Below are 26,082 nucleotides of genomic sequence, written 5' to 3' on the forward strand. Positions count from 1 at the left end.
AACGAGCGGCGGCGAAGATGGGGTGGCTAAGCATGGCAACGCGGAAGGAACTGACGGCGGCAGCAGGCGCGCGCTATCGGCGTTCGGATCGCGCGAAGAAGGCGCGGATATTGGACGAGTTCGTCGACATCACTGGATTCCATCGCAAGCATGCGATGCTACTACTTCGAGGTCAGGATGATGCACCCCCAGGCCGGCGGGCGCGACGTCGGGTCTATAATGAGGCAGAACACAACGCGCTCGTGCTCCTTTGGGAGGCGTCAGACCGGATCTGCGGGAAGCGGCTGAAGGCGTTAATGCCTGCGCTGATTGAGGCGATGGAACGGCACGCCACCTCGACCTTGCCCCCGAGATCCGCGACAAACTTTTGGCGATGAGCGCTGCGACGATCGACCGCGCATTGGTGCGGGTCCGAGAAGGATTAGGTCGCAGGCGCCAGCGGCACGCGACGCACTCATTGCGTCGCAGTGTTCCAATACGGACGTCGGCAGATTGGAACGATCCGGCGCCGGGATTCGTCGAGGCTGACCTTGTAGCGCATAGCGGTCCATCGGCGCGCGGCAGCTTCATCCAGACCCTCGTGCTCACCGACATTGCTACCGGCTGGACGGAGTGCGCTCTTCTGATCGTGCGCGAACAGACGCTGTTGAGCACGGTGCTGACGGAATTGCGCAAACAATTGCCTTTTGCGCCGCTCGGCCTCGATACTGACAATGATACCGTGTTCATGAACGAGAAGCTCAAAGCCTACTGCGAGGCGGCCAACATCGTCTTCACGCGTTGCCGGCCCTACCGAAAGAATGACCAGGCGTTCGTCGAGCAGAAGAACGGCGCCGTCGATGGTCGGCTATCGTCGGTTCGAGGGCCTGGAAGCGGCCAAGCTGCTGGCTGAACTCTATCGATCGGCGCGGCTGTTCGTGAACTTCTTCCAACCCTCGTTCAAATTGATAGCCAAGCAGCGCGACGGTGCGCGTGTGCGCAAGACACACAGCGCGCCGACAACACCACACCAGCGCTTGGCCGCCGACGCCCGCACGCCCGACGCGGTTCGCGCCCAACTCCAAGAAATCTATGCCGCTCTCGACCCGGTCGCGTTGTTGCGCGATATCCGCGGCGCGCAGGAAGGCCTCGCGGCGCTTGCGGATACCCAGCCTATCGTCAATCCTGCTGGGGCATCGCAATCGATTGATCTCTTTCTGGCAAGTCTACGAACCGCCTGGAAGGACGGAGCTATGCGACCGACGGATCGGCCAATCGCGAAAGAGAAGAGAGGTCGGCGCCGTCCCGACCCGCTCATCAGGCAACGCCAGATTTGCGAAAATGGTTTGAAGTCGAACCTTGGCGGACTGGCAGCGAACTGCTCTCCCGGTTGCAGGTGGAATATCCTGGAGCCTATCCGAACAAGCTTCTTCGAACGCTTCAACGTCGACTTAAATCCTGGCGCAGCGAGCAAGCGAACGCGTTACTGTTCGTTCCTGCGGAGGAAACGCTTCCGGAGTATGAGGTCACAACACCCCAATGATGTGCCAGGTGCCAGCGGAGGAGGCCGGGCGCTCCGAAACCCCGGCCATCTCCGCACCCGGCCTCCTCCTCAACCCAAGCCGGGAGCAAAATAAATGAGGCAACCCATCGCACTCGGGAGCATCGATATGTGAGGCAATACGCGCTCTCATCCTGATTGTCGCGCTATACTGCAGGAAGCGGCGATTGTAGAGATGAGGAAAACCGGTCGGCAACCGGCTTCAAATACCTGCTTGCGTTGAGGAAGAAAGCGAAATGCGAAATTTTCTCGCACACGAGCTTAAACGCGCGACAGTTACCAGCGTTCCGCTTCGCTGGTGGCGCTACTCGGCCCGAAGTCGCTGGGAACGGCTAGGCCCCTCCGCTTGTGCCATGCCGCAAAGCCAATGGCCCCGACGCTTTCACGCCGGGGCCATTAGATCATCTGGCGAGGGTACATCCGCCGCGCCTTCCGATCAAACACATCACCGACTACACCATCCGATCTTGAGCATTATATGACAACGGCGTGGACATTGAGATGATCAATTCAGCGCGAAACCGGCTCGCCGCCATTCGCGTTTGCGCCAATCAGCCCGCCGCCGATGCTCAACCGCCAACGCATTGCGCGCAGCCACGTCCCGAAAATCTCATCGATCCCGGCGCCGCATAAACGTTATTCCGCCTATTAAAGCACTTTAGCATGAATCTGGACCACGCCACGATCCGTAATGCCCAAGCTGCGCGCGGCGCCAAGTGAAAGGTCGAGGACGCGACCGCGAACCCTTGGTCCGCGGTCGGTGATACGAACCACCACAGAATTGCTGCTTGTAAGATCAGTGACGCGAACTTTCGTGCCGAACGGCAGGCTGCGATGCGCTGCTGTCAGCGCATCCCGATTGAACGGAGAACCGCTGGCTGTTTTTCCTTTCGGGTATGAGTAGAACGAGGCTTTTCCGGAAAACACTCGATTGAAAGATCGAGTCCCTGAGCGAACCTCCGTCTCACTTGTCGGCTCTTGTCCGCTCGGTGGTTGCACTTGCGGCTCATCCTTCTTTGTCTGGTCAGGTCTCTCAGGAGCGGGCTCTGCATGAGCCTTTGGAATGACAGACCACCTGTCGTCGAAGGACTGCGCGACAGCAGGGGTAGCCTGAATTGCGATCAACGTCGAGACTGTTGCAATCGCGATCATTCCAGAAAGCGGACGCATGATCGGCCTCACTCAAAAATCTAAATAACAACAGATCAATGCAAACCTATAAAGTGCGTTCCTGCACACGCAGGGAGTACCGGACCGGAAAGTGAGTGATACCGATACTTCCGAATTGTGACGCGCTGCAGCAAGCATGTTTTTACCGCAGCGCGTCACGTTGACCGGCCTGACGGGCTGGCGTCTCTGGCGACGCGAGCACCAAGAGCCGACATCGGCGCGCCAATGAGGGCGTTCCGATTACGCACTTGATCTAGTAGTGCACTTTCCGGCAAGGCTAGGACACACATGCGGCTCGAAAGCGTTTGGCCGCCAACTCGCTCTTGCGCCAATCGGCCCGACGCCGATGCTCAACCGCCAACGCCTTCCGCGCCTCCACATTCCGAATGATCTGATCGATCTCCGCGCCATCCAGCGTTCGCTTGATGCGCAGAACCACAGACAGGGCCATCACGACTCGCCGTAAGGCATCAGCAAATCGCGGGCCGCCAAATCGCAGTGCTCAATGAAGCTCTCAATCGCCTCTTCGCTCCTACAGATTAGCATAGCCAGTTCGCGAGCCTGTCGAAGATCATCCACCGGCAGCGCAGACTCGCCATCCAGCAGCATGCGCTCTGCCGCTCGGCCCGCCATGAACTCGATACACTTGATGTAAACGTTGCCGAACACATCAGCCACAGGACCACGATCCTCACCTCCTTGCGGCATGACCGAACTAAGCGCATCTCGGACATCGGAGGCTTCGCCCCGCCCCGCTCTTGCCTGGCTGCTCGATCTGCGGAATGGAACGGTCGTTATCGGTCCCATGCGCGAAGAGCAGCAAGATATGTCGTGCCGCGCAAATGGCTCCTGCCGCGGCCATGCTATTCGCGGTCATCAGACAAAGAATGAATGGCGTTAGCATCGTACAGTCAAGCGCCTGAGCCGAAAGTGTGTTTACCGTTCCTTCGAATGTTGTATGGACTTTTCAGACAGGCTCCTCCTGTCAGCATCGCGGACTGTACCTTTTCAAATGACCGTTGCTCGATTTGGCGGACACGCTCGCGCGATATTTCGTACTCTAAGGCAAGCGCTTCGAGCTTCGGGGGATCTTCACTCAAATAGCGTGCTGTGAAGATATGCCTTTCACGGGGGCTTAGCTTCTCAATGGCTGCTGTCAGAGCTTGCCGCCGTTGAGCCAGTTCCTGGTCCTCGGCCAACGTCACGTCGTGAGTAGGCGACGGATCTACCATCCGTTCGAGGGCATCTCCGACGTCGCCGGCATCCTTGTGACGTAAATTCAGGGACAGGTCGCCACGCAGGCGACGGTCCATATTCACGACTTCACGTTCGGGTACCTTGAGCTGAGCGGCGATCGTCTTGACCTGTTCTGGCCTCAGATCCCCGTCCTCCAAGGCGGAGATCGCACTCTTCGATTGCCTCAGTTTGAAGAATAACTTCTTCTGGGCAGCGTCCGCCGTGATCTTCACCAGCGACCAGGAGCGAAGAACAAAATCCTGGATCGTTGCCTTGATCCACCACATGGCATAGGTGGAAAGGCGGATGCCCCGCTCCGGATCGAATCGCCGCACGGCCTGCATCAGGCCGACATTGCCCTCGGAAATGATATCGGCAATGGGTAGCCCATAACCTCGATATCGCATGGCGATTTTCGCAACGAGACGCAGGTGGCTTGTCACCAGGCGATAAGCCGCTTCACGATCGCCGCGGTTTCGCCATCGCCGACCAAGAGTGGTCTCTTCTTCCCGAGTGAGGATCGGAAATTGTCTAATTTCCGTTAAATACTTCGTCAGCCCGGTGCCGAGCGACGGCAATTTCTGAGAAACAGCTTGAGACATTTCCCCCTCGCAGCGCTCAACAAATTCCCACCTCTGCCGCGCTCTCGTCAGGGTCGCGGCAGAGCAACGAAAGCATCGGTCTACAGAGCGGGACTATCGTCCGCCTCATGGCTGCCAAAACGTCGGCCTTTTCGGTTGGAGCCATTGGTCCTTCGATCCGAATCGGACTCCAGAAGGCGCTGGGCATCCACGATGTCGTCGAAGCTCACAGCTCCATCGATTGTCCGGTTCAATTCTGGATCGTCTTTCAAGGCGCAAGCATCCGCGGCCCAAAGCGATAGAATGGCCCGTTTCTCGTACGAGGTGAGGTCGCAATCATCGACAACGTCCATCGGATGAGCAAACGCCTCGGCTGGATGCAGCAGCCGAGCCATCTCCAAGTTCATTGTTCGTCGGCGATCCGTCTGCAGCGAGAGGCGATCGGGAAACGTCTCGTGCAAAAGGGCCTCCACGGAATGCTGCTCTTCGCTCATCCGGCGTGCGATATCGCTCGCTCTAGGTCCGACAGCCGCGTCGCGAGCAGCCTGCGGTAGCGCCGAATATTGGCGCGATGGGCACGCAGGCGTTCAAGATTTCCCTTGATCATCACTCGTCCCCTTCCGGCTCAGGCGGCCAAGGCACGTTCGGTTGAGCGCAACCGACAAGGCTTTCCACCCGGAGGATTCCGGGGTCCGCCGTCGAGTTCGCACAGGGCCTCGAGGATTTCGTCGATCGATACGGGCTTCTTCAGTCCGGCGGGCGAGCGGAGCGACGGGCATGATGCTATCGCCGATGCGTCGGACGCCCAGGATGCCAGAATTGCGCGCTTCTCGGCCGTCGTCAGGCCGGCATGGCACACGACATCCCTGGGATGTTCGAAAGCGGTGCCGGGATGCAGGAGCGCGTTGAAGTCAAACACGTTGTCGTCAGCGGTCGTCGGCCGCATGGTATCCTCCTTTGCATTGACGACGAGCGGCAGCCGCGCGAAGCCTCGCGCGGCGCCGGTCGGAGCCTGCTTAGGCTGCCTTGGCTTCCAATTTCTGGACATTGTCGACCGATACGCCGTTGATTGCGATACGGCGCGGCTTCATGGCTTCCGGGATTTCCCGGACCAGCTCAATTTTGAGCAAGCCGTTGTCGAATGCGGCGCTCTTGACCTGAACGTAATCCGCCAGGTTAAACTGCCGCTTGAAGCTGCGGGTGGAGATGCCGCGGTAGAGAAAATCGCGCTCAGCCTTCTCCGACTTGCTGCCCTCAATGGTGATCACGTTCTGTTCGGCCGTGATCGCGATCTCGTTGGGCGCAAAACCTGCAACCGCCAACGAAATCTGGTAGCGGTCCTCAGACAGCCGTTCGATATTGTAGGGCGGATAGTTGTCCTCGCCGGCCCGCTGGGCCATTTCCGCGAGGTCAAAAAGGCGATCGAAGCCAATGGTCGAACGCCAAAGGGGCGAGAAATCATAAGTGCGCATAGCCAAATCCTCCAAAGAGCAAGATGGTTACGAGCGGCACCGGACACGACCGGTGCCCGTCTCAACGGCCGGACCCATGAGGCGCCCGGAAACCACCGTTCGGTGGCGACAAAAAAATTAGCAAAGTCGTTTTTGGTTTCAAGAGGGGGCCAAAAATTTTTTAGGGCTTTGGTCCTCGGTAACCTGACCTGACGTCCGTTTCGTTAACAAGGGCCAAAGCGAGTTATGCACGGGCCCGCAATTCGGCAGCGCGGTTGAGGCGCAGGTTCGCCGTCCTCGCGTGCCAGGGAAGCTGCGTGACCCATAGACGGGTCGCGCGTGGAGCATTAGCTCACCCGGGGGGCAGTCCCCTCGAGGTCGGACGGAAGACGAAGGACATGGGGTTCATTGCTGTCTGGCAACAGCAGCGTGTCCATCTTGAACAGCGGCGGGCTCGGTTTCCAGCTCATCCACTGCATCGAATCCAGATAGGGGATGGGCGGAAGCGGCAGAAGGTGGTTCGCGCGCTCGGGGATCTGTTTTGACGGACCGTCCAGGCCCCAGGCACCCGCCGGGAGCAGCATTGCCGCATAAGCGAACGCGCCCGCAATCATCATTCGGGCCCGGCGGTCTGAAGTCTCAGCACGAGCGGAAAGGGTATCATTTCTTGTCATCTCATCCTCCTAATTTCGGCAAGCTGATCCAAGCGATGGTCGGAAGGCTGAGGGCGAACATGAGCCAATGCATCACAGCCGCCCCGCCGTTGGGTGGTGGAGATTGCATGCGCCTCCTCATCTGAAGCTCCTTGGTACTATCGTTGCTTTCTCGTGGTGGATCGGATGAGCCCGGCCGTCGCCGGCCGGGCTCAGGGTTGATCAGAAGTCCATGGACTGCGCGGCAGGCGCCGTCTCCGCCTTCTTCGGCTTGTCGGCCACCAGTGCCTCCGTCGTGATGAGCAAGGCGGCGACTGAAGCCGCGTCCTGCAGCGCGGTGCGGACGACCTTGGCAGGATCGATCACGCCCGCTTTGACCATGTCCTGGTACTCTCCCGTGGCTGCGTTGAAGCCCCAATTGTAGTCGGCGTTCTCGAGCAGCTTGCCGACGACGAGCGAGCCGTCTTCACCGGCGTTCTGGACGATCTGCCGGGCAGGAACCTGGATGGCGCGACGCACGATATCGATGCCGGCCTTCTGATCTGCATTAGAAGCTTTGAGACCATCGAGCGCCTTCAACGCGCGCAGAAGCGCCACGCCGCCTCCGGGCAGGATACCCTCCTCGACCGCGGCGCGCGTTGCGTGCATTGCATCGTCGACGCGATCCTTTTTCTCCTTGACTTCGACCTCGGTGGCACCGCCGACGCGGATTACGGCGACGCCGCCAGCGAGTTTCGCCAAACGCTCCTGCAGCTTCTCCCGATCGTAGTCGGAGGTGGTCTCCTCGATCTGCGCCTTGATTTGGGTGACGCGGGCCTCGATGTCCTTCTTGGCGCCTGCGCCGTTGACGATGGTCGTGTTCTCCTTGTCGATGACGACCTTCTTGGCGCGCCCGAGCATGTTGAGGGTTACGTTCTCGAGCTTGATTCCGAGATCCTCCGATATCGCCGTTCCGCCGCTGAGAATCGCAATGTCCTCGAGCATGGCCTTGCGGCGGTCGCCGAACCCGGGCGCCTTGACGGCTGCCACTTTCAAGCCACCGCGCAGCCGATTGACGACAAGAGTCGCGAGTGCTTCGCCCTCGACGTCCTCGGCGACGATGAGCAGTGGCTTGCCCGACTGCACCACCGCCTCCAGCAGCGGCAGCATGGTCTGGAGCCCGGAGAGCTTTTTCTCGTGGATCAAGATGTAGGGATCCTCGAGCTCGACCCGCATCTTCTCTGCGTTGGTCACGAAGTAGGGCGAGACATAACCGCGATCGAACTGCATGCCTTCGACCACTTCGAGCTCGGAATCGAGGCTCTTGGCTTCCTCGACGGTGATCACGCCCTCATTGCCGACCTTCTGCATGGCATCGGCAAGGAAACGGCCGATCTCGGTGTCGCCGTTGGCGGAAATGGTGCCGATCTGCGCGATTTCCTCGTTTGAGGTGACCTTCTTGGCATGCGCCTGCAGGTCCTTGACGATGGCTTCGACCGCTAGATCGATGCCGCGCTTGAGGTCCATCGGGTTCATGCCGGCGGCGACCGATTTTGCGCCTTCCTTGACGATGGCTTGGGCTAGCACGGTCGCCGTCGTGGTGCCGTCACCGGCGAGATCGTTTGTCTTCGAGGCGACTTCGCGCACCATCTGTGCACCCGTATTCTCGAACTTGTCTTCGAGCTCGATTTCCTTGGCAACAGTGACGCCATCCTTGGTGATGCGCGGGGCGCCGAAGGATTTCTCGATGACGACGTTGCGTCCCTTGGGACCAAGCGTCACCTTGACCGCATTGGCGAGCGTATCGACGCCGCGCAGCATCCGCTCGCGGGCCTCAGTTGAGAATTTCACGTCTTTGGCAGCCATATTATCTGCTCCTTTCTCGAATGACTGTCAGCTTCCAGCTTGCTCAGGCGGCCCTCTTGAGCGAGGCGGCCTTGTCGACCACGCCCAGAAGATCGCTTTCCTTCATGATGAGGTAGTCCTGGCCGTCGATTTTCACTTCGTTGCCGGACCACTTACCGAAAAGCACGCGGTCGCCGGGATCAACGTCGAGGGGCACCAATTGCCCTTGCTCATTCCGACCGCCAGGGCCCGCGGCGACGATTTCACCCTCCTGCGGATTCTCCTTTGCGGTGTCGGGAATGATGATGCCGCCAGCAGTCTTTTCCTCGGCATCAATGCGGCGTGCGAGCACGCGGTCGTGCAATGGACGGAAATGCATGCACATCCTCCTGATTAGGTCAGCGATGTCAAAAATCCGGGTCCGGGAACCGGCCCCCGGGCGGAAGCGACTTAGGTAACGCACAAAATCCGTTCAAGAGCTTCTACGAAAATTTTGGCGCCTCATCCGAACGATGCACTGAAGGCTCTTGAACAGTCGACTTGAGCCAACCAGTTAATCGCCGCCACCGCCCCGGAGGACGGGGCGATAAACGCGGTGTGCTGCCGGAGAGAAACGATGCGATACTTGCGTGGGCTTGCGCGACTCGGGCTCGGCTCGACGCTGGTGTTAACCCTTTCCGGACCGCCAGTTCTCGCCCAAATTCCAGACATCAACATCGGCCGCGTGCCAACCCTTGCGCCGTTGGTCAAGGAGGTGACGCCGAGCGTCGTCAACATCTCGGTGCAGGGACGCGTGCGTGAGGACAATCCGCTGTACCAGGATCCCTTTTTTCGGGAGTTCTTCGACGTTCCGAAGCAGTTGGAGAAGGAAATCAACGCCGCCGGATCGGGCGTGATTGTCGACGCCCAGCGCGGCTATGTGTTGACAGCAAACCACGTTGTTGCCAACGCGACCGCAGTGCAGATCAGAACCAAGGATGGCCGAAAGTTTGCCGGTCGCGTGGTCGGCCGCGATGCGCCGACCGATATCGCACTACTACAGGTCAAGGAGCCAGTCGGGCTGAGGGCCATCGCGCTAGGCGACAGCGACGAGCTTCAGGTCGGCGACTTCGTCATCGCGGTGGGTAATCCCTTCGGCCTGGGCCAGACCGTCACGTCAGGCCTTGTCAGCGCGCTCGGGCGCACCGGCCTTGGCAAGCACGGCTATGAAGACTTCATCCAGACTGATGCTGCGATCAATCCCGGCAACTCCGGTGGCGGCTTGATCAATCTGCGCGGCGAACTCGTTGGCATCAACACGGCGATCATCTCTCCGGGAGGAGGCAATGTGGGAATTGGCTTCGCGGTACCCATCAACATGGCCCGCAAGGTGATGGAGCAGCTCGCGCAGACAGGGCGGGTCGAGCGTGGCCGCATCGGCGTTGCGCTGGAGGATCTCGAGGCGCCCGCTGCGGGTGTGACGCAGGGGGCCCGTATCAAGGAGGTCAGTCCCGGCTCGCCCGCAGAGCGCGCGGGCCTTCGCCGCGGCGACATCATTCTGAAGGCCAACGACATCCCGATCCGCAGCGCCACGCAAATGCGCAACCTCATCGGGCTGACCGCGGTCGGTCAGCAAGTTCGGCTGACTATTGAACGAGAGCGCACTCTAGAGAGCGCCACGGTCGAGGTCGCACCGTTGGCCGAGCCGAAGCCGAGAGGGCGCGGGCCGGGGTGAAGAATGTTTGCATATGACCGATTCCGTCGAAAAAGGCTGGCAGTATTTCGTTGTAATAGCTCCGTCGCGACGTGGCCGAACTGCTCTACCGACCCTATGCGAGCCTCGGGGTGGGCATCGGGATCAACTGGCCATCTTTCGAAGGTTTTGGGCGGTGGCTGCGAGGATGAACTCGTCGCGCGCGCCGTTTGGACCTCGTAAACGCAAACGGTCGAGCTTGAGAATGCGCTTGAGGTGCGCCAACAAGCGGAGCCGGCGCGAGGTGCCTCCCTCCCACGATCTCGCGATGTGGCGCGCCATGTCGCGAGCGCCCTCGTAGATCGAGCGCGGCACTCTCCGTGAGGCCTGCTTGGGGCAACACCGAGCCTTCAATGTGCATCGATCACAATCGCGCTTGCTGGCGAGGTAAAGCATGGTGGCACCATCATTCACCAACGTTCCCGTCGTGGTAAGAAATTTGCCGCTAGGGCAACGATAGATGTCCCCAGCATGGTCGTAGGTGAAGTCGTCGCGCGAGAAGATCCCGCCTGTGCGGGCCGACTTGTCGAAGACTGTAACGTGCGGCTCGATGCCGTGCTCATAGACCAGCCAGGCGAGCATCTCGGCCGAGCCATAGCCACTGTCGCCGAGGAGCCGGCTCGGATAGAGATCAAACCGCTCCAGCGACCGCTCAATCATGCGCTTAGCGGTCAATACCTCCGCCTGCCGGATTGCCGTCGTTGCCCAAGTCCCTTATCGCCTTCGATCGCCTTCTGCCGATTTGCATCGGCCTTGACTAGGCTCGCATCGACTGCAAATCCTTCGCCGCCGACCAGTCGTTCCTCGATGCAGCGGCGCAGCACGCTCTCGAACACGCGACGGAAGAGGTCGCTCTGCCGGAAGCGCCTATGCCTGTTCTTGGAGAATGTCGAATGATCTGGCACCGCCCATCCAGACCGAGCCGGCAAAACCACCGGTAGGCCAAATTGAGGTGAACCTGATCGCACAGGCGCCGCTCCGATCGGATACCGAAGCAGTAACCGATCAGGAGCATCCGGATGATCAGCGATCGAAGGCCGACCGATGCTGCTGTAGAAAGGCGCCAGGTCCCGCCGGACCTGTTCAAGATCGACAAACCTGTCAATCAACCGCAGCAAGTGATCAGTCGGGATATGTCTTTCGAGCGAGAACTCATAGAACAACGCGGCCTGTTCGACTTTCCGATGCTCTATCATGATCTTCAGTCCTGCCAACTAAAGCGGGATGGGTTTAGGTTGAATCGATTTGGGATTCCCAAATCAGTGTGTTTCTGATTCACCATGCTGGCTGGATAGGAGGCCGGCATGGATGGGCAAGCCTTATTCCCTGGATCTCCGTAACCGTGTCGTAGCCGCGATTGAGGGCGGGATGTCCCGCAATCGGGCCGCCAAGCAGTTTGGGGTGGCGATCAGCACTGCCATCGGCTGGATGCAGCGTGTCGATGAGACCGGCAGCGTTGAGCCTGGCCAGATGGGCGGTCACAAGCCGAAGGCGGTTTCGGGAGACCACGCAGTCTGGCTGTCGCAGCGGATCAGGGACGGCGATTTCACCATACGTGGTCTCGTTGCCGAGCTCGCCCGTCGCGGCCTGAAGGTCGATTACCACTCGGTGTGGGACTTCGTCCATGCCGAGAAGCTCAGCTTCAAAAAAAAGCGTGGCGGCTGGCGAACGCGATCGACCCGAGGTCGCGAGGCGACGAGCCCAGTGGACAAAGTATCAAGATCGCGTCGAAGCTGAGCGGCTGGTCTTCATCGACGAGACCTGGACCAGGACCGATATGGCGCCCTTGCGGGGATGGGCGCCGCGCGGACACAGACTTCACGCCAAGGTTCCTCACGGCCGCTGGAAGACCATGACCTTCCTGGCGGCCTTCCGCCATGACCGGATCGATGCGCCATGGTTCATCGAAGGGCCGATCGATGGCGTGAGCTTTCGCACCTATGTCGAGAAGGTTCTGCTGCCCGTCCTTCGACCCGGCGATATCGTCATCTTGGACAACCTCGGCAGCCACAGGAGCAAGGTAGTTCGCCAGCTCATCCGCTCGGTCGGCGCCAAGCTCTTCTTCCTGCCAAAATACTCGCCCGATCTGAACCCGATTGAACAGGTCTTTGCCAAGCTCAAACACCTGCTTCGCAACGCCGCCGCGCGAACCGTCGACGCAGTCTGCGCCGCTATCGGCCACGCGCTCGACGCCTTTACCTCCGAGGAATGTGCCAACTACCTCAAAAATTCAGGCTATCGAACTTAATGCCATCACGCTTTAGACAGACTGAATCACCGATATCTCTGCGTCGCAACAGCCGCCATTTTCAACAGAATCGGCCATAAGCAAAAGTTGTAGCGGCGAGAGCAGCGAAGTTCGATTGGCATCTCACGTCGGAACGGCGATTTCGCAAACCAGCCCTTCCGCGCGCCAGTCAAAGAGCACCTTCCCGCCAAGTGGATTGATCGTCCCTTCGATGAGCCGACTACCAAATCCCTTGCGTTGGGGCGCCTTTACCCTCGGTCCGCCCAGTTCGGTCCAGCGGAGCACCAGCTGTCCATCCTCGGCGCGCGACCAGGCCAATTCTATCCGGCCTCTTGTGTTGGATAGCGCTCCATACTTGATAGCATTGGTTGCTAACTCATGCAGGACAACAGCAATCGCCTGCGCAGCGATGGGTTCTAACACCGTCTGCAGCCCCTCCATCACAATCCGCTTCTGGTGACTCTCTTCGAGGTAAGGGGCAAACTCCTGCTTGGCGATCGCCGAGACTTCGGCTCCTATCCACCGCGTTTCAACAAACAGCGAGTGAACATTTGCCATCGCTTGGATGCGCCCGCTGATCACTTCCTTGAGGCCCTCGGAGGTGTCGGACTGAGAAAGGTTGATAATTGCCTGTACGTTAGAAAGGATGTTCTTGCTTCGATGCTCCGCCTCGCGAGCCAGAATGCTAATCTGCTCCTGAGTTCGCTTCTGCTGGGTAATATCTCTAGCAATTTTTGATGCGCCGACGATGTTGCCGTGGGCGTCTTTGACAGGAGAAACAGTTAGCGAAACGATGATTGAGCTACCATCCCGACGTCGCCGGACCGTCTCGAAATGGTCGATGCGCTCACCTCGTCGGATGCGGGTTAAAATCTCCCGTTCTTCGCTGAGCCGGTCTTGCGGAATCACGAGTGTAATGGGCTGACCAATAGCCTCCGTGGCCGAGTAACCGAAAATGCGCTCGGCCGCCTTGTTCCAACTCGTAACAATGCCATCTAGATTCTTGCTCACAATAGCATCGTCGCTGGACTCGACGATGGAGGCCAGAAGATTGGCCAATCGCTCGGCGCGCTCCAGAGCCCGCTCGCTGGCCAACGGCTTGAGTTGAAATCCCGACTCGTTTTTAGGCCCCAATGGCCGCTCCCCGAAACTCAGATGCTGCACCGCCGTTGGTGCCCAATCATAACATCAAACGCAAAGAGGTGCGATGTTTCAAGCTGGGTCAAAAGTCGCCCTTGGCGGTCAGACCGGGCGACTTCCGCTTTATGACCGCAAGCCAACGTTTATGAGTACACATACGCGTCGGCTCTCGGTAAAACGGCAAATTGCCAAACGCTGGTGTCTTTAACGCTCGCGCGCGGCGAAGTGCCCGTGATGGTCGCGTTACGTCTCTTTCTGCCAGACAGTTGGACAAGCGACGTATCTCGTATGAAGCGCGCTCGCATGCCAGGGAGGCGGGAGGGATCGAACCTCCGAATGGCGGAATCAGAATCCGCTGCGGTCAACGCCGTTCTAGACTTGCAGGCGCCTCCGATTGGATTCCCGCCCTCGGACCTCAGGGGGCAATCTGATAGCCAGCTTAGTTTAGTGACGTCTTCTGAAGATAATCAGTTTTTGGTCTGATTCTGGCTCTGCAGAATGTGTATTTCGGCTCGCGCCAAGTGGCGACGAAGTGCGGCAATTGCTTGAAGATTCACCTCGAAGGCGACGGGGCCCATCTCCTTGGTCTCCAGTCGAATGGCAGCATGTCCGTCGGAACGCAACATTGTCTCCGAACCAGTCACATTCAGGATCACAAGGTTTCGGTCCATTTTCCCTCCCATCGAACCCTTCTCCTCACGAGGACGTTTCCCTGTTGCTTAGATGAGGCAGTGCTAGCGTCGGCTTGGCTTCGGCGTAAGCAGACCCTATTTCCCCTCGCTTCTTTCATTCTAGCATGAAATCGCCGTTCCGTTCCGCCAACGGATCACGCGGCTCCGCCGCACACCGCTGGATCGCGTCGGCTCTTGAGGAAATCCCGCTATTCGTCGTTAACAGGAAATTCGTCTTAATAGATCGGCATCTACGCCGCGTTGGCAGCTAGTGAATGCGGTGAAAGCGCGAGGTTAGTGGATCATGAACAAGCGGATGGGGACGGACGGCGGTCTGTCGCGGTTTCAGCCCGACGGGGAGTTGACGATTTGGGGCACCAGCCGGCCTTTGATGTCCGGCATCGGCGCGAAATCGCGAGAGGGCCGAGGTGGCCTTTGGTCCAGAAAGCGAGATTGCTGGCGGCGCCAATCCGCTCGAAACGCGCTCGCGAAAGTGGCGATAGCGATCAATACCGTCGCTTGCATGCTGAACGGTACGGTGCGGTCGTGATATTGGCGCTTGTCGTGTTCGCGGCCTGATCAAAGTCGAGCGAGGGTGACGCATTGCCGATCTGACTGAATGCTATCCATTACACGGCGACTTGCCCGAAAACAGCCCATTGGCATGCGCAAGCGAATTGCAGACGAAGCGCCGAAATGGCGCGGCATCATCGCAAAGGCGGGAATCAAGCCGGTCTGAGCAGATCAACATTGCGCGACACGCACAGCGTGTGATCTTGCGAGCACTAGCCAGCATCCCTAGGCTCCCTGTCCATAACAAAACACCAGGGAGGCGATCGTTATGACCACAAGGCGGGATTTCCTGAAAGCGGGAGCAACGGCGGCGGCAGGCATCGTGTTCTGCGGCTGCGGGCTCGTCCACAACGCAAATGCGCAGCAATCGCGCCAGCAATTGCCGGTCACAATCAACGGCAAACATGTCAAGACGATCGACATTCACTCGCATTGCCATTTCCGCGAGGCGGGCGCGCTGCTCGGCGCGGACGCCGGAAAATATCAATTGCCGCCGGTCAACGGCGCCTCCGAGGCCTTTGTCGAGATCGACAAGCGGCTGGCCGCGATGGACGCGCAGGCCGTCGACATGGAGGTGCTTTCGATCAATCCGTTCTGGTACGACCGCGACCGGGTCCTTGCCGCGCAGATCGTGAAAATCCAGAATGAAGAGCTCGCCGAGCTCTGTGCCTCGAAGCCCGACCGGTTCGCGGCTTTCGCCTCGCTGACGCTGCAGGCACCGGACCTTGCGGTGCAGGAGCTGGAGACGGCGGTGAAAAAGCAGGGGCTGAAGGGCGCGGCGATCGGCGGTGTCGTCGATGGCACCGAATTCTCAAATCCGAGGTTTCATCCGGTATGGGCCAAGGCCGAGGAACTCGGCGTTCCCCTGTTCATCCATCCGCAGGGCGTGCCCGAGCTCAACAAGCGGCTCTCCGGCAATGGGTGGCTTGGCAACACGATCGGCAATCCGCTCGAGACCACGATCGCGCTCTCCCATTTGATCTTCGAGGGCACGCTCGATCGCTTCCCGGGACTGAAAATCATCGCTGCACATGGCGGCGGTTATCTCGGCTCGTACGCGGACCGTTCGGACCATGCCTGTCTGGTTGGACCCAAGGGATGCAATCCGGAGATCAAGCTTCAGAAGGCGCCGGCGGAGTATCTCAAGCAGATTTATTTCGACTCTCTGATCTTCACGCCGGAGGCGATCAGGCACCTCGCCGCCCAGGTCGGCGCCGGCCAGATCGTGCTGGGAAGCGACTATCCCTATCCATGGCAACTGGCACCGGTCGACCACATCGTCGCCTCGTCGTCGCTAAGCGACGATGACAAGGCCAATATTCTCGGAAGGACCGCAGCAAAGCTGCTTGGAGTAGCCGCGTGAGGACGGCTTGCTGCTGGACAAGCGGCTGTCGTCGCGCCTTGCCGCGCAACGACGGCATCAACGATCAGTAGGCGTTCACCGTCCGGATCTCGCTGCCCGGCCGCACCGTTGGTGCCACCTGCGCGATATTGGGTATCGGATCAGTGTAGACGGCGTCGGTTCCGACGAACTCCGCTTGCGTCGCGTCCGATATCCATCTGACCGCCGCCGGATGACTGACCAGCATCCCGATCAGCGCAACGACGACAAGCACCGGCAGCGCGACAAGCTTGATGCTGAAGCTCTGGTAATTGTGCTGTGGATCCTGCCGTCGCTGGTCGAAAGAGCTGTGCATGGATTCCTCCATATTGTGCTCCCCCGACGCGTCACTTACCGCAGCGCACGCAAGGCCGATGTGAATGGCTTCACAGGCCTTGTTCAGCTCACCGTTTCGTGACATGCGCGACCGACCGGGCAGCCGGCGCGACTACTCGCTGTCGTTCGCCCCGGCGTCGACCAGCTCCTGGAGGGTCTCGCGCTTCAGCACGACGATCGCGCCATGCTCGAGCCTGACCCAACCGCGTATCGCCCACGCCCGGAGCTGCTTGTTGATGCTCTCGCGCGTCATCCCGACCATCTCGCTGATCTCCTGCTGGGTGATCGAGATGGTGCGTCCCTGCGGCTTGTGCTTGTCGCTGAGGCGCAGCAGCGCGCTGGCCAGACGGCCGGGCAGGTTCTGCAGGATGACCTGCTCGACCTGATCGCTGGTCCGGCGCAGTCTTTCGCAAAGCAGCTCGATGAACTTCATCGCAAGCGTCGGCTGGCTGCGCACGAACGGAATGAACTCGCGCCGGTCAATGACGAACAGCTCGCAATTGGTGTTTGCAGTGGCATCGGCCGTCCGCGACAAGCCGTCGAGCAGCGCGATCTCGCCGAATATCTCGCCGGCCTCGATCAGGTTCAAAATCGCGTTGCGACCATCCGGCGACGAGATGCTGATCTTGACCGTTCCCGAGATCACCGCAATCAGGCTGGTGCCTGGATCGCCCTTGGAAAAGATCGTCGTGCCCCGCTTCAGCGTGGTGTGCTTGGCGTAGCGGCAGAGCTGATCGAATGCCTCGGGCTCGAGATCGGCGAAATAGGGGTGCTTGCGCAACACCGACAGCTTGTTGTTCGAAAACAACGGCGCGCCGGAAGTTCGTTCTATGGGCGGCGCTCCGGTCATCGTGATCCAGACTGATTGTGTTGCGTTCAATCGGCCCGCCAGCACAGCGGACGCCGACAATACCATCGATCAATGAAAGCAGACAGAAGTATAGCCCCCCCGGGGCCCTACAGCAACAAAGGTCCGAGCCAGCGCAACGGGATAGAAGGCGTCCAAGGTACAATTTGGAATAAATCTGCGTCGATGCAACGCTCAATTGCAGCTGCGCGCTGCCCTTGATCTGACATGCCCGGCCCATCCGCGACGATCTCGCCTAGCAGGATCCCGTCTGTACGAGGGGTCAACGCGGCCAGCTCACAGCAGCTTGCCGTCTGGCCCAAAGAACGGATGCGGCCCGTCAAACTGACCGATCGGGACTTGGTGCGTGACCAAGTGTCCAAAATCCGGTCCCGGAAACCACGTGTGCAAGTGAAATGCCGGCGGTTCCACCTTGAACGATGGTTCGCGGAGCTGTCCGAGGTCCAGGTCGACCGCATGGTTCGGCGCGGGGCACAATGTCACAGGAATCCCGGCGAGGGAGGTCAACATGGCACGATGGACATGCCCGCAGCCGATCAAACGCACCCGCGGATGGCGCCTGACGATTGCTGCCAGCTCTGCGGCGTTGAAAAGGTCCTGGCGGTCCATGTGCCAGATGCCGCCCTTGAACGGCGGATGATGCAGGAAAAGCAGCGCGGGCCGGTCGACTGCTGCCGCCAGCGTCGCGTCCAGCCATTGCAGCGTCGACGGTTCGAGCATGCCATGAGGCTTCCCGGCAACGCTTGAATCAAGCAGCAGCAGATCGAGGCCATTCACCTCGATCCGCTGGTCGAGCGGGCCTGTCGCGTGAGCATAGGGTGCGGCAGGAAAGGCGGCACGCATCCACGCACGCGAATCGTGATTGCCGGGAATTCCGGCAAACGGAACGCGCAGCGGCGCGAGCAGTCGCTTGAGATAGTCGTATTCCTCGACCGAGGGCGTATCGACAAGGTCGCCCGAGATGACGACGAAATCGGGCGCCGGCTCGAATGCGCTGAGCGCGGCCACGCAGCGTTCAAGCGCCTTCGCGGTATCGACCCGGCCATAGGCCAACGCTCCCGGAGGCTTGATGTGGAGGTCGGAAATCTGGGCGATGAGGACCGGTTTCGACGGCATCGATCAATCTCGTGGTTCGGAGGAGAGCAGACGGACAGCGTCGGGCGCAATCGAAAGCCCGACACGATCGCCGATCCTGGCTTGAATCGTGTTGGGAGCGTCCACATTGAGCGGCTTGCTCGATGCACCGCTCACGACGAGCCGCTGCCGGTCGCCGATGAAGCTGACGGAATCGACGATTCCCGAGAGCAAACCCGCGCCCGCCTCCGTCACGCGAATGGTTTCAGGGCGGATCATGACGGTCGCGTTCGCGGTCGTCGCTGCACCCTCGATCGGCAGTCGCCCGCCGGGCAGGATCAATACGCCGTTCTCGACCGGAGCTTCCACAATGTTCGCCGCTCCGATGAACTCCGCCACAAACCGGTCCTTCGGCGCGAAGTAGACCTCGCGCGGCGTGCCGATCTGCGCGATTGCGCCTTTCCGCATCACGACAATCCGGTCGCCCAATTCCATGGCTTCGGCCTGATCATGGGTGACATAGATCGTCGTGATGCCAAGCGCGCGCAACAGCCGGTTAAGCTCGCTCCGCAGCCGGTCCCGCAACGCGGCGTCGAGCGCGGTCAAGGGCTCGTCGAGCAGCAAGATGCCGGGCCGGATCGCGACGGCGCGCGCCAGCGCGACGCGCTGGCGCTGGCCGCCCGAAAGCTGGTCGATGCGGCGATTCTCCAATCCCGTGATGTTCGTCAGCGCAACCAGTTCGGCGACGCGCGCGGCGCGCTCGCCCCTCGCAACACCGCGGATCTTCAGCCCGTAGGCGATATTGTCCGCCACCGACATGTTGGGGAACAGGGCGTAGGACTGGAACACCATCCCGACATTGCGCCGCTCGATCGGGACCGAGGTCATGTCCTTGCCGTCGAACAGGACCTTGCCGCCGACATCCGGCAGCTCGAGCCCTGCTATGATGCGCAGCATTGTGGTCTTGCCGCAGCCGGACGGCCCAAGCAGCACCAGCGTCTCGCCGCGCGCGATGTCGAGGGTTGCGGGATCGAGCGCGCGCGTGCCGTCGGCAAAGGTCTTGCCGCACGCCTCGATCCGCACTGCTGCGCCATGCCCGGCCGTACTCATCGCTTGCGATCCCTGTCGGCCAGCAGCTGCATCGCGACCAGCAACGGAATGATCATCACGAAGAAGATCAGCGTATAGGCCGAGGCCACTTCGAGCCGCATCGAGGCGTAGCTGTCGGCGAGCCCGATCGGCAGTGTCTTGGTCAACGGCGTATGCAGCATCCAGGTCAGGTTGAATTCACCGAGCGACAGCGTGACCACCATCAGCGCGCCGGCGAGAATTCCCGGCAGTGCGTTCGGCACGATGACGTCGCGGAATCGCCGCCATGGCGACGCTCCGAGCGAGGCCGCCCCCTCATCCAGCGTCTTGATGTCCACGGTGGCGAACACCGCCATCACCGACCGCACCATGAACGGCATGGTGAAGATCACATGTCCGACCAGGATGAAAAGCCAGGAACGGCGAAAGTCGCCGAAGCTGCCATAGGCGAGCAGCAGTGCAAGCGCAATCGCAAGCCCGGGGATCGCCAAAGGCAACGTGATGATCTCCTCGACGATGCGCGCAAGCCGGCCTCCCCGCGCATGCAGCGCATAGGCTGCGGGAACGCCGGCGAGCAGCGTGACGGCAAGGGTCGCGAATGCGATCACGAAGGAGAGCAGGATGGTGCCGGCATAGAGCTGCCAGACCTGCGCGACCCATTGCAGCGTCACGCCGGACTGGATGCCCCGGAAGTAATTGACGGTCACGCCGGCGGAGATCGACAGCCCTGCGGGAACCACCAGGAAGCCGGCGACGAGCAGCGTGAAGATGAACTGGCCGGTGAAGATCAAGCGATCGCGCATGCGTTCACCCGGCCGCCGCGACCGCGCTGCCGCTGAACGAGCGGGCGAGCGCGAGGATGAGCCAGGTGATCAGGCCAAGTCCCACCGACAGCGCGGCCGAGGTCGCGAAATTGGCGGCCAGCGTGAACTCGGTATAGATCAGCATCGGCAGCACGTCGATATTCGTTGCCAGCGTAAACGCAGTCCCGAAGGCCCCCATCGCGGTCGCAAATGCGATCGCGCCGGACGCAACGAAGGCCGGCGCGAGCGCGGGCAGCACGACGTCACGCTGCACCGCCCAGGGGCTGGCGCCGAGCGAACGCGCGGCTTCCTCCAGACCGACATCGAGCTTTTGCACAGCCGCCATGATGGTGAGGATCACGCGCGGGATCGAGAAGTAGAGATAGCCGAGGAACAATCCGTAGATCGAATAGGCGAAGACGAACTTCTCGCCGAAGATCCGGTTCGACAGATCGCCGATCAGCCCCTGCCGCCCGGCCAGTAGAATGATCATGAAACCGACCACCACGCCGGGAAACGCCAGCGGAAAGGTCAGCATCGCGATCAGCACGGCCCGCCCGAAAAAGCGGTGCCGCTGCAGAAACATTCCGGCTATCGTCGCCACGATCAGCGTCACGACCGTCGTTGCGGCGGCCAGGAGCACGGTATTGATCAGCGTCGCGCGATAACGAGCTTCGGTCAGGATGGCGAGATATCCGGCGAACCCGTGCGGTCCTTCGGCACCCGCGACCACCAGCCGTGCCATCGGCAGCAGGAAGAATGCCGTGGTCACGACCGCGAGCGGCAGCAGGCAGAGCCAAACGAAGGATTTTTGCGACATCGGAAGAATGGTGCCCCGGCGAAGGGCACCATATTGCCTCAGCGAACCTCGGCGAGATAGCGGTCGACGAAGGCTTTTTGCACGTTTTCCATCTCGCCCCAGTCGACGCTCTTGGCACGAGCATAGTCGCTGTCGGGGAGAAATTTCCCCTTCACGGAAGCCGGCAGTTCAATCGGGCGGGCCGGACGCAGATAGGCATTGGTCCAGATCGCCTGCCCCTTGTCGGACAAGAGATAGTCCATCACCTTCTTGGCCTTCTCCTTGTCGGGCGCGTTCTTCACGAGACCAACGACATAGGGAAACACCACCGACCCCTCGCAGGGAATCACAAACTCGAAGTTGCCCTTCTCCGAGTACTTCGCGCGATAGGCATTGAAGTCGTAGTCGAACAGGATCGGCATCTCACCGGAGACGACGCGGGCATATGACGTCTGCTTGGGCACGATCGGATCGTTCTTGCGCAGTTCCTTGAAGAAGCTGATCGCCGGATCGAAGTTGCCGGGGGAGCCGCCGAGCGCCAGATTGACGGCAACCGCGCCGACATAGCCGACCGCCGCCGACGACGGATCGAGATAGCCGACCATCCCCTTGTAGTCGGGCTTCAGAAGATCCTTCCAGCAGGCAGGCACCGGCTTGCCGCCAAGCGCATCCTTGTTCACGAACAGGCCGAGCGTGCCGGAGTGGATCGTGGTCCAGTAGCCATCCGCGTCCTTGAGGCCGGCCGGGACCTGATCCCAATGCGCCGGCTTGTAGGGCTCGAGCGCGTCCTGGGCCTTGGCCTTCATGCCGAAGGTCACGCCGAAATAGCCGATATCACCGACCGGATTGCTCTTCTCGGCCAGGATCTGGGCCAGTGCCTGACCGGAATTCTTGTTGTCATGTGGGATATCGTAGTTGAGATCCGCCTTGATCGCCTTCAGCATCGACGCCCAATCCGCCCATTCCGGCGGACAATTGTAGCAGATCACGTCGGCCGCCCTGGCGGATTGCCACGGCGCGATCAGCGTCAGCGCCAGCAACGCAAGGACAAGGCGGACGGTCTTCATGGGAGGCTCCGGTCTGGGAGTGGATGCAATGAGGATTTCAACATCAACCGGGCGACCAAGTATAGGCCGCGTATGAATGTTTTGCGACGCGCTTGCTGCCGTGCAGCAAATGCGGTGGCTCCAATGCCAACGATCGGATGCTCGCGACTGCCGGTCGTTTCGCGCTATCTGTCAACCAAAAGAGGAAGCGCCCATGTATCAGCCGCCCGGCGTCAAGACGTCGCACGACCTTCCCGTCCCCGACCTGATGGCAGCCTGGGTCCTTGGCGACCCCGATCAGCTCCTGCTTCGCGAAAAGCCAACACCGGTCCCCTCGCGTGCCGAGGTCCTGGTGCGTATCGACGCGGTTGCGATCTGCGCCACCGATCTCGAAATTATCCATGCTGGGTCGCCGGCAAGCATTCAGGGCGGCCTGCCCTTCAACAAGAACTTTACGCCGGGCCACGAGTACATGGGCACGGTCGCCGCACTCGGGCCGGACGTTGACGAATTCAGTATCGGTGAGCGGGTCAGCGTCGAAATCCACGCCGGCTGCGGTCAATGCAAACGCTGCCGCCAGGGCATGTACACATCCTGTCTCAACTATGGAAAGCCGGAAAAGGGCCACCGCGCCAACGGCTTTACGACCGACGGCGGGTTCGCCGAATACGCGGTCAACCACATCAACACGCTGGCGCGCGTACCGGACGGCATGAGCGACGCGGAAGCGACGCTCGTGGTGACCGCCGGGACGTCGATGTATGGCTTGACGGAATTGGGGGGATTGGTGGCCGGCGAGAGCCTCGTGGTGATCGGCCCGGGGGCGATCGGGCTTCTCGCAGTTGCTGTGGCCAAGGCGCTTGGTGCAAGCCCGGTGATCCTGACCGGCACGCGCGACAAGCGGCTGGCGATCGGCCAGGAACTGGGGGCCGACCGCGTTATCAACATCAACGACGAAGACGCCGTTGCGGTCGTGAAGCAACAAACAGGGGGGATCGGCGCGGACTATGTCGTCGAATGTGCCGGCACCGAAGCGACACTCAACCAGGCCATTCACATGACCAATCGTGGCGGCAAGATCTGTCTGGCCGCCTTCCCGCACGAGGCCGCGACGCTGGACATCGCGCATCTCGTGCGAAACAACATCTACGCTTACGGGATCCGCGGCGAGGGCCGCAGCGCCACTCGCCGCGCCATGGAATTGATGGCAGCGAAGCGGTTCGACGCGACACGAATCCACACGCATACGTTTCCGCTGGCCGACCTGCCGACGGCGCTCAGATATGCGCGGGATCGCGTGGATGACGCGATCAAGGTCGTCGTCACCACTCGCAAGGCCGGCGCGATCGCGCGCGCTGCGGAGTAAGGTCCGTTCGCGCCGGCAGGAGACCGGAAAGCCGGCTCACACCGAGCAATATCGTTCCTTGATCTCGTCGTCGGCCAGCAGGGCCTGCGCCGACGCCTGGTGCACCACCGCCCCCTGATCAAGGACGTAGGCACGATCGGCGATGCCAAGCGCCAGCTCGACGTTTTGCTCGACCAGCAGCACCGTCGTTCCCTGCGCCTTCATGTTGCGGAATAACTCGAACATCTCGTCGACCAGGACCGGCATGATGCCCTCCGAAGGCTCATCCAGCATGATCAGGTCGGGCTTTGCGATCATCGCCCGCGCGATCGCCAGCATCTGCTGCTCGCCGCCGGACATCGTGACCGCCTCCTGGTCCATGCGCTCGGCCAGCCGTGGGAATACTCCTGCGATCTCGTCGATCAGCTCGACTTCCCGCTTCTTCGCCGGCGACGCCACCAGCCCGAGCCGCAAATTTTCCCGGACCGACAATCCCTGCACAATCCGCCGCTCTTCGGGAACATAGGCAAGTCCGAGCGCGAAGCGCACATGCGGCGGCCGGCTCAACAGCTCCTCGCCCTTGAAGGTGACCGAGCCGCGCGTTCGTCCCATCAACCCCATGATCGATTTCAGCGTCGTCGTCTTGCCGGCTCCATTGCGACCGATGAGGCAGACGATCTCGCCTTTGGTCACCTCGAGCGTGACGTCCTGCAGCGCGTGACTTGCGCCGTACCAGGCATTGAGCTTGCTGATCTGCAGCATCCGTCAATGCTCCCGCTGGCCGAGATAGACCCGCTTCACCGCCTCGTTCTGCCGGACCTCCTGCGGCGTTCCTTCGGCGAGGAGCTCTCCGTGGTGCAGCACGAGGATGCGATCGCTGATCCCGAGCACCAGCTTCATCTTATGCTCGACGAGGATGACCGTACGTTCCTTTGCGAGCTTCACGATCAGATCCATCATGGTCCGGGTTTCCTCCGGGCTCATGCCGGCCGTCGGCTCGTCCAGCAGCAGCAAGCGGGGTTGGCTGGCAAGCGCCATGCCGATTTCCAGCGCCCGTTGCTCGCCATGGGCCAGCGTCTTGGCCGCACGTTCGCGAGAGTCCCACAATCCGACCAGGGCAAGCAGCTCGTCCGCCCGCTCGACAAGCTCGATCAGGCGCGCGCGGGGACGCCAGATGTCGTATCTCGACACCAGCGCCTGCAGACCAACGCGGATATTTTCACGGGTCGTGAGCTGCGGAAACACGCTGGTGATCTGAAAGGACTTTGCGATGCCCATATGCGCAAAGCGGTGCTGCGGCAGGCCGGTGACATCTCTGCCCTCGAATTCAACGCTGCCTTTGGTGGGCGCAAACGCACCGCACAGCAAATTGAAATAGGTGCTCTTACCGGCTCCGTTCGGACCAATAATGGAGGTGATCGCTCCTCTCGAAAACTCCGCCGAGATATTGTTTAGCGCGACAAACTTCCCGAACGTCTTGCCGACGCCCCTGGTGCGCAGAATGATTTCTTTGGTTTGGTCTTCCGCGGCACTCATCGCCTGCCTCGCGCGATCAGCGTGCCCCAAATGCCGGCAGGGAAGAACAGCACGCATGCAATGAAGATGGCTCCCACGATCAGTTGCCAGTGAACCGTCCACACGGAGACCACGTTCTCCAGGACCAGGAACACCGCGGCGCCGATCATCGGCCCGAAGAACGTCCCCATACCGCCCAGCAATGCGATCATCACGACCAGGCCCGACGTCTCGTAGTGCAGGATCTCGATCGGAACGATCGACAGATGCAGCGCCTGCAAGGCTCCCGCGAGACCGCAGAAGCCGCCAGACAAAACGAAGGTCAGCAATCGGGTCTTGGTGACATCATAGCCTGACGCGCGCGCGCGCATCTCATTCTCCCGCACAGCCTCAATGACGGCGCCGAATGGCGAGGCCAGAATGCGCGACATCACGAAAAAAGCGGCAATCACGAAGGCCGCGATGACATAATAACGGATCATCGGATTGATGAAGTCGAGCCGCAAGCCGAACAGATCGATAGTGCGGACGTTGATGCCGCGGAGGCCGTTTTCGCCGCCAGTCAGATCAACCGCCTGATAGAAGAGGTAGTAGATACATTGCGACAGCGCCATCGTCACCATCGCGAAGTAGATGCCGCGGGTCCTGATCGCGAGCACGCCAATCAACGATGCCATTAACAGGCCGCCGGCGATCCCGGCCGCGATGGCCGCATACCACGGCCAGCCAAAATGGACGATGGCGATGCCGCAAAGGTAGGCACCGGTTCCGAACAGCGCCGCGTGACCAAACGACAGCAGACCGAGATAACCAAAGACGAGATTGAAGCCGACGGCGTACAATCCATAGATCAGGATGTTCACCGCGAGGGCCGTGAACGGCATCACCAACGGGAAAATCAGGATCACCGCGGCCACAATGCTGGCGCGATGTCGCGTTGCGAATTCGTACCAACTGCCTGCCGTCGCACGGGGCTGTTTGATGGATTCGGTGGCTCCGGTCATCCC

Annotated in this window: 26 protein-coding genes, 1 tRNA gene and 3 pseudogenes; 7 read left to right on the forward strand and 23 right to left on the reverse strand. The window is 60.7% G+C overall.

The genetic code is table 11. The annotated features are described in order from the left end of the window. Positions 1-17: 17 nt before the first annotated feature. Positions 18-1,522 (forward strand): annotated as a pseudogene (locus tag ACE10X_RS30860) (ISNCY family transposase). Positions 1,523-2,188: 666 nt separating this feature from the next. Here ACE10X_RS30860 and ACE10X_RS30865 read toward each other — a convergent pair. The 9 genes from ACE10X_RS30865 to ACE10X_RS30905 all read right to left on the reverse strand — a co-directional run bounded on the left by ACE10X_RS30865 (position 2,189) and on the right by ACE10X_RS30905 (position 8,834). Further along, a complete protein-coding gene (locus tag ACE10X_RS30865) occupies positions 2,189-2,710 on the reverse strand; it encodes a septal ring lytic transglycosylase RlpA family protein (RefSeq protein WP_245376358.1) in 522 nt (173 codons plus the stop codon). Positions 2,711-3,160: 450 nt separating this feature from the next. Beyond that, complete coding sequence (locus ACE10X_RS30870; protein ID WP_162136633.1) at positions 3,161-3,388, reverse strand: hypothetical protein; 228 nt, start codon at positions 3,386-3,388, stop codon at positions 3,161-3,163. Positions 3,389-3,621: 233 nt separating this feature from the next. Beyond that, positions 3,622-4,548 carry an RNA polymerase sigma factor RpoH gene (gene rpoH / locus ACE10X_RS30875; RefSeq protein WP_375763311.1) on the reverse strand — a complete coding sequence of 309 codons (927 nt, stop codon included), beginning with the start codon at positions 4,546-4,548 and terminating at the stop codon, positions 3,622-3,624. 80 nt (positions 4,549-4,628) lie between these two features. Further along, the gene (locus ACE10X_RS30880; RefSeq protein ID WP_375763312.1) at positions 4,629-5,021 is read right to left on the reverse strand and encodes a hypothetical protein; all 393 of its coding nucleotides are present in this window, start codon (positions 5,019-5,021) and stop codon (positions 4,629-4,631) included. A 131-nt stretch (positions 5,022-5,152) separates the two neighbouring features. Continuing rightward, the gene (locus tag ACE10X_RS30885) at positions 5,153-5,473 is read right to left on the reverse strand and encodes a hypothetical protein (RefSeq protein ID WP_038383545.1); all 321 of its coding nucleotides are present in this window, start codon (positions 5,471-5,473) and stop codon (positions 5,153-5,155) included. A gap of 70 nt (positions 5,474-5,543) precedes the next feature. After that, entirely contained in the window at positions 5,544-5,999 is a 456-nt protein-coding gene (locus tag ACE10X_RS30890) for an Hsp20 family protein (protein ID WP_038383542.1), read from the reverse strand. 326 nt (positions 6,000-6,325) lie between these two features. Beyond that, a complete protein-coding gene (locus ACE10X_RS30895) occupies positions 6,326-6,652 on the reverse strand; it encodes a hypothetical protein (RefSeq protein ID WP_026193071.1) in 327 nt (108 codons plus the stop codon). 201 nt (positions 6,653-6,853) lie between these two features. After that, positions 6,854-8,476: a chaperonin GroEL gene (gene groL / locus ACE10X_RS30900; RefSeq protein WP_209910572.1), complete on the reverse strand. Its 1,623-nt coding sequence runs from the start codon at positions 8,474-8,476 to the stop codon at positions 6,854-6,856. 43 nt (positions 8,477-8,519) lie between these two features. Next, complete coding sequence (locus tag ACE10X_RS30905) at positions 8,520-8,834, reverse strand: co-chaperone GroES (RefSeq protein WP_209910569.1); 315 nt, start codon at positions 8,832-8,834, stop codon at positions 8,520-8,522. A 237-nt stretch (positions 8,835-9,071) separates the two neighbouring features. On the opposite strand from ACE10X_RS30905, the gene ACE10X_RS30910 reads away from it, so the two are divergent. Further along, entirely contained in the window at positions 9,072-10,169 is a 1,098-nt protein-coding gene (locus ACE10X_RS30910) for a trypsin-like peptidase domain-containing protein (RefSeq protein WP_038383529.1), read from the forward strand. A gap of 123 nt (positions 10,170-10,292) precedes the next feature. Here the strand turns inward: ACE10X_RS30910 and ACE10X_RS30915 are convergent. Further along, positions 10,293-11,383, reverse strand: a pseudogene (locus tag ACE10X_RS30915) (transposase). A gap of 112 nt (positions 11,384-11,495) precedes the next feature. On the opposite strand from ACE10X_RS30915, the gene ACE10X_RS30920 reads away from it, so the two are divergent. Then, positions 11,496-12,435 (forward strand): IS630 family transposase gene (locus ACE10X_RS30920; protein WP_375763313.1). Its coding sequence is split into 2 segments (ribosomal slippage): positions 11,496-11,831 and positions 11,833-12,435, totalling 939 coding nucleotides; the frame shifts between segments, so codons are not numbered across the junction. A gap of 123 nt (positions 12,436-12,558) precedes the next feature. Here ACE10X_RS30920 and ACE10X_RS30925 read toward each other — a convergent pair. Next, complete coding sequence (locus ACE10X_RS30925) at positions 12,559-13,569, reverse strand: PAS domain S-box protein (protein WP_085970550.1); 1,011 nt, start codon at positions 13,567-13,569, stop codon at positions 12,559-12,561. A 162-nt stretch (positions 13,570-13,731) separates the two neighbouring features. Between ACE10X_RS30925 and ACE10X_RS30930 the strand changes: the two are divergent. Beyond that, a pseudogene (locus ACE10X_RS30930) lies at positions 13,732-13,884 on the forward strand (transposase); the annotation flags it as partial. On the opposite strand, the gene ACE10X_RS30935 reads toward ACE10X_RS30930, so the two are convergent. Continuing rightward, positions 13,885-13,967: transfer RNA gene (locus ACE10X_RS30935), tRNA-OTHER, on the reverse strand. Positions 13,968-14,042: 75 nt separating this feature from the next. Then, positions 14,043-14,246 (reverse strand): hypothetical protein, encoded by a 204-nt coding sequence (locus tag ACE10X_RS30940; RefSeq protein ID WP_016843872.1) that lies wholly within the window; start codon positions 14,244-14,246, stop codon positions 14,043-14,045. An 841-nt stretch (positions 14,247-15,087) separates the two neighbouring features. Here ACE10X_RS30940 and ACE10X_RS30945 point away from each other — a divergent pair. After that, on the forward strand, positions 15,088-16,182 hold the full coding sequence (locus ACE10X_RS30945; protein WP_375763314.1) for an amidohydrolase family protein: 1,095 nt from the start codon (positions 15,088-15,090) through the stop codon (positions 16,180-16,182). Between the two features lie 64 nt (positions 16,183-16,246). Here the strand turns inward: ACE10X_RS30945 and ACE10X_RS30950 are convergent, their stop codons facing one another. Both ACE10X_RS30950 and ACE10X_RS30955 read right to left on the reverse strand, forming a co-directional pair. Continuing rightward, complete coding sequence (locus ACE10X_RS30950) at positions 16,247-16,528, reverse strand: hypothetical protein (protein ID WP_375763315.1); 282 nt, start codon at positions 16,526-16,528, stop codon at positions 16,247-16,249. Positions 16,529-16,648: 120 nt separating this feature from the next. After that, the gene (locus ACE10X_RS30955; protein WP_375763316.1) at positions 16,649-17,320 is read right to left on the reverse strand and encodes a Crp/Fnr family transcriptional regulator; all 672 of its coding nucleotides are present in this window, start codon (positions 17,318-17,320) and stop codon (positions 16,649-16,651) included. On the opposite strand from ACE10X_RS30955, the gene ACE10X_RS30960 reads away from it, so the two are divergent. Beyond that, a complete protein-coding gene (locus ACE10X_RS30960) occupies positions 17,310-17,462 on the forward strand; it encodes a hypothetical protein (RefSeq protein WP_375763317.1) in 153 nt (50 codons plus the stop codon). The two genes, ACE10X_RS30955 and ACE10X_RS30960, sit on opposite strands and share 11 nt — an antisense overlap. A gap of 218 nt (positions 17,463-17,680) precedes the next feature. Here the strand turns inward: ACE10X_RS30960 and ACE10X_RS30965 are convergent, their stop codons facing one another. From ACE10X_RS30965 to ACE10X_RS30985, 5 genes are read right to left on the reverse strand one after another with little or no spacing between them, the layout of a single operon-like run. Next, positions 17,681-18,520: a phosphodiesterase gene (locus tag ACE10X_RS30965; protein ID WP_375763318.1), complete on the reverse strand. Its 840-nt coding sequence runs from the start codon at positions 18,518-18,520 to the stop codon at positions 17,681-17,683. A 3-nt stretch (positions 18,521-18,523) separates the two neighbouring features. After that, complete coding sequence (locus ACE10X_RS30970) at positions 18,524-19,588, reverse strand: ABC transporter ATP-binding protein (protein WP_038383524.1); 1,065 nt, start codon at positions 19,586-19,588, stop codon at positions 18,524-18,526. Then, the gene (locus tag ACE10X_RS30975; RefSeq protein ID WP_375763319.1) at positions 19,585-20,370 is read right to left on the reverse strand and encodes an ABC transporter permease; all 786 of its coding nucleotides are present in this window, start codon (positions 20,368-20,370) and stop codon (positions 19,585-19,587) included. Before ACE10X_RS30975 ends, ACE10X_RS30970 begins: the two co-directional genes overlap by 4 nt. A gap of 4 nt (positions 20,371-20,374) precedes the next feature. After that, positions 20,375-21,190 (reverse strand): ABC transporter permease, encoded by an 816-nt coding sequence (locus ACE10X_RS30980; protein ID WP_375763320.1) that lies wholly within the window; start codon positions 21,188-21,190, stop codon positions 20,375-20,377. A 38-nt stretch (positions 21,191-21,228) separates the two neighbouring features. Continuing rightward, positions 21,229-22,236 (reverse strand): ABC transporter substrate-binding protein, encoded by a 1,008-nt coding sequence (locus ACE10X_RS30985; protein WP_038379181.1) that lies wholly within the window; start codon positions 22,234-22,236, stop codon positions 21,229-21,231. 193 nt (positions 22,237-22,429) lie between these two features. Between ACE10X_RS30985 and ACE10X_RS30990 the strand changes: the two genes are divergently transcribed. Then, the gene (locus ACE10X_RS30990) at positions 22,430-23,581 is read left to right on the forward strand and encodes a zinc-binding dehydrogenase (protein ID WP_038383521.1); all 1,152 of its coding nucleotides are present in this window, start codon (positions 22,430-22,432) and stop codon (positions 23,579-23,581) included. Positions 23,582-23,617: 36 nt separating this feature from the next. Here the strand turns inward: ACE10X_RS30990 and ACE10X_RS30995 are convergent, their stop codons facing one another. From ACE10X_RS30995 to ACE10X_RS31005, 3 genes are read right to left on the reverse strand one after another with little or no spacing between them, the layout of a single operon-like run. Next, positions 23,618-24,322: an ABC transporter ATP-binding protein gene (locus ACE10X_RS30995; RefSeq protein WP_038383520.1), complete on the reverse strand. Its 705-nt coding sequence runs from the start codon at positions 24,320-24,322 to the stop codon at positions 23,618-23,620. Between the two features lie 3 nt (positions 24,323-24,325). Beyond that, complete coding sequence (locus tag ACE10X_RS31000) at positions 24,326-25,096, reverse strand: ABC transporter ATP-binding protein (protein WP_038383519.1); 771 nt, start codon at positions 25,094-25,096, stop codon at positions 24,326-24,328. Then, positions 25,093-26,079, reverse strand: coding sequence for a branched-chain amino acid ABC transporter permease (locus ACE10X_RS31005; protein ID WP_016843858.1), 987 nt, complete (start codon positions 26,077-26,079; stop codon positions 25,093-25,095). Before ACE10X_RS31005 ends, ACE10X_RS31000 begins: the two co-directional genes overlap by 4 nt. Between the last annotated feature and the right edge of the window lie 3 nt (positions 26,080-26,082).

The sequence above is a fragment of the Bradyrhizobium sp. Pha-3 genome, assembly GCF_042258325.1.
Classification (GTDB): domain Bacteria; phylum Pseudomonadota; class Alphaproteobacteria; order Rhizobiales; family Xanthobacteraceae; genus Bradyrhizobium; species Bradyrhizobium elkanii.

What these genes read in the sequence shown, in the direction of transcription:
- ACE10X_RS30865 (WP_245376358.1), bottom strand. Translation starts at nt 2,710, where the DNA reads ATGCGTCCGCTTTCTGGAATGATCGCGATTGCAACAGTCTCGACGTTG.
- rpoH (WP_375763311.1), bottom strand. Translation starts at nt 4,548, where the DNA reads ATGTCTCAAGCTGTTTCTCAGAAATTGCCGTCGCTCGGCACCGGGCTG.
- ACE10X_RS30880 (WP_375763312.1), bottom strand. Translation starts at nt 5,021, where the DNA reads ATGAGCGAAGAGCAGCATTCCGTGGAGGCCCTTTTGCACGAGACGTTT.
- ACE10X_RS30885 (WP_038383545.1), bottom strand. Translation starts at nt 5,473, where the DNA reads ATGCGGCCGACGACCGCTGACGACAACGTGTTTGACTTCAACGCGCTC.
- ACE10X_RS30890 (WP_038383542.1), bottom strand. Translation starts at nt 5,999, where the DNA reads ATGCGCACTTATGATTTCTCGCCCCTTTGGCGTTCGACCATTGGCTTC.
- ACE10X_RS30895 (WP_026193071.1), bottom strand. Translation starts at nt 6,652, where the DNA reads ATGACAAGAAATGATACCCTTTCCGCTCGTGCTGAGACTTCAGACCGC.
- groL (WP_209910572.1), bottom strand. Translation starts at nt 8,476, where the DNA reads ATGGCTGCCAAAGACGTGAAATTCTCAACTGAGGCCCGCGAGCGGATG.
- ACE10X_RS30905 (WP_209910569.1), bottom strand. Translation starts at nt 8,834, where the DNA reads ATGCATTTCCGTCCATTGCACGACCGCGTGCTCGCACGCCGCATTGAT.
- ACE10X_RS30910 (WP_038383529.1), top strand. Translation starts at nt 9,072, where the DNA reads ATGCGATACTTGCGTGGGCTTGCGCGACTCGGGCTCGGCTCGACGCTG.
- ACE10X_RS30940 (WP_016843872.1), bottom strand. Translation starts at nt 14,246, where the DNA reads ATGGACCGAAACCTTGTGATCCTGAATGTGACTGGTTCGGAGACAATG.
- ACE10X_RS30945 (WP_375763314.1), top strand. Translation starts at nt 15,088, where the DNA reads ATGACCACAAGGCGGGATTTCCTGAAAGCGGGAGCAACGGCGGCGGCA.
- ACE10X_RS30950 (WP_375763315.1), bottom strand. Translation starts at nt 16,528, where the DNA reads ATGGAGGAATCCATGCACAGCTCTTTCGACCAGCGACGGCAGGATCCA.
- ACE10X_RS30965 (WP_375763318.1), bottom strand. Translation starts at nt 18,520, where the DNA reads ATGCCGTCGAAACCGGTCCTCATCGCCCAGATTTCCGACCTCCACATC.
- ACE10X_RS30970 (WP_038383524.1), bottom strand. Translation starts at nt 19,588, where the DNA reads ATGAGTACGGCCGGGCATGGCGCAGCAGTGCGGATCGAGGCGTGCGGC.
- ACE10X_RS30975 (WP_375763319.1), bottom strand. Translation starts at nt 20,370, where the DNA reads ATGCGCGATCGCTTGATCTTCACCGGCCAGTTCATCTTCACGCTGCTC.
- ACE10X_RS30980 (WP_375763320.1), bottom strand. Translation starts at nt 21,190, where the DNA reads ATGTCGCAAAAATCCTTCGTTTGGCTCTGCCTGCTGCCGCTCGCGGTC.
- ACE10X_RS30985 (WP_038379181.1), bottom strand. Translation starts at nt 22,236, where the DNA reads ATGAAGACCGTCCGCCTTGTCCTTGCGTTGCTGGCGCTGACGCTGATC.
- ACE10X_RS30990 (WP_038383521.1), top strand. Translation starts at nt 22,430, where the DNA reads ATGTATCAGCCGCCCGGCGTCAAGACGTCGCACGACCTTCCCGTCCCC.
- ACE10X_RS30995 (WP_038383520.1), bottom strand. Translation starts at nt 24,322, where the DNA reads ATGCTGCAGATCAGCAAGCTCAATGCCTGGTACGGCGCAAGTCACGCG.
- ACE10X_RS31000 (WP_038383519.1), bottom strand. Translation starts at nt 25,096, where the DNA reads ATGAGTGCCGCGGAAGACCAAACCAAAGAAATCATTCTGCGCACCAGG.
- ACE10X_RS31005 (WP_016843858.1), bottom strand. Translation starts at nt 26,079, where the DNA reads ATGACCGGAGCCACCGAATCCATCAAACAGCCCCGTGCGACGGCAGGC.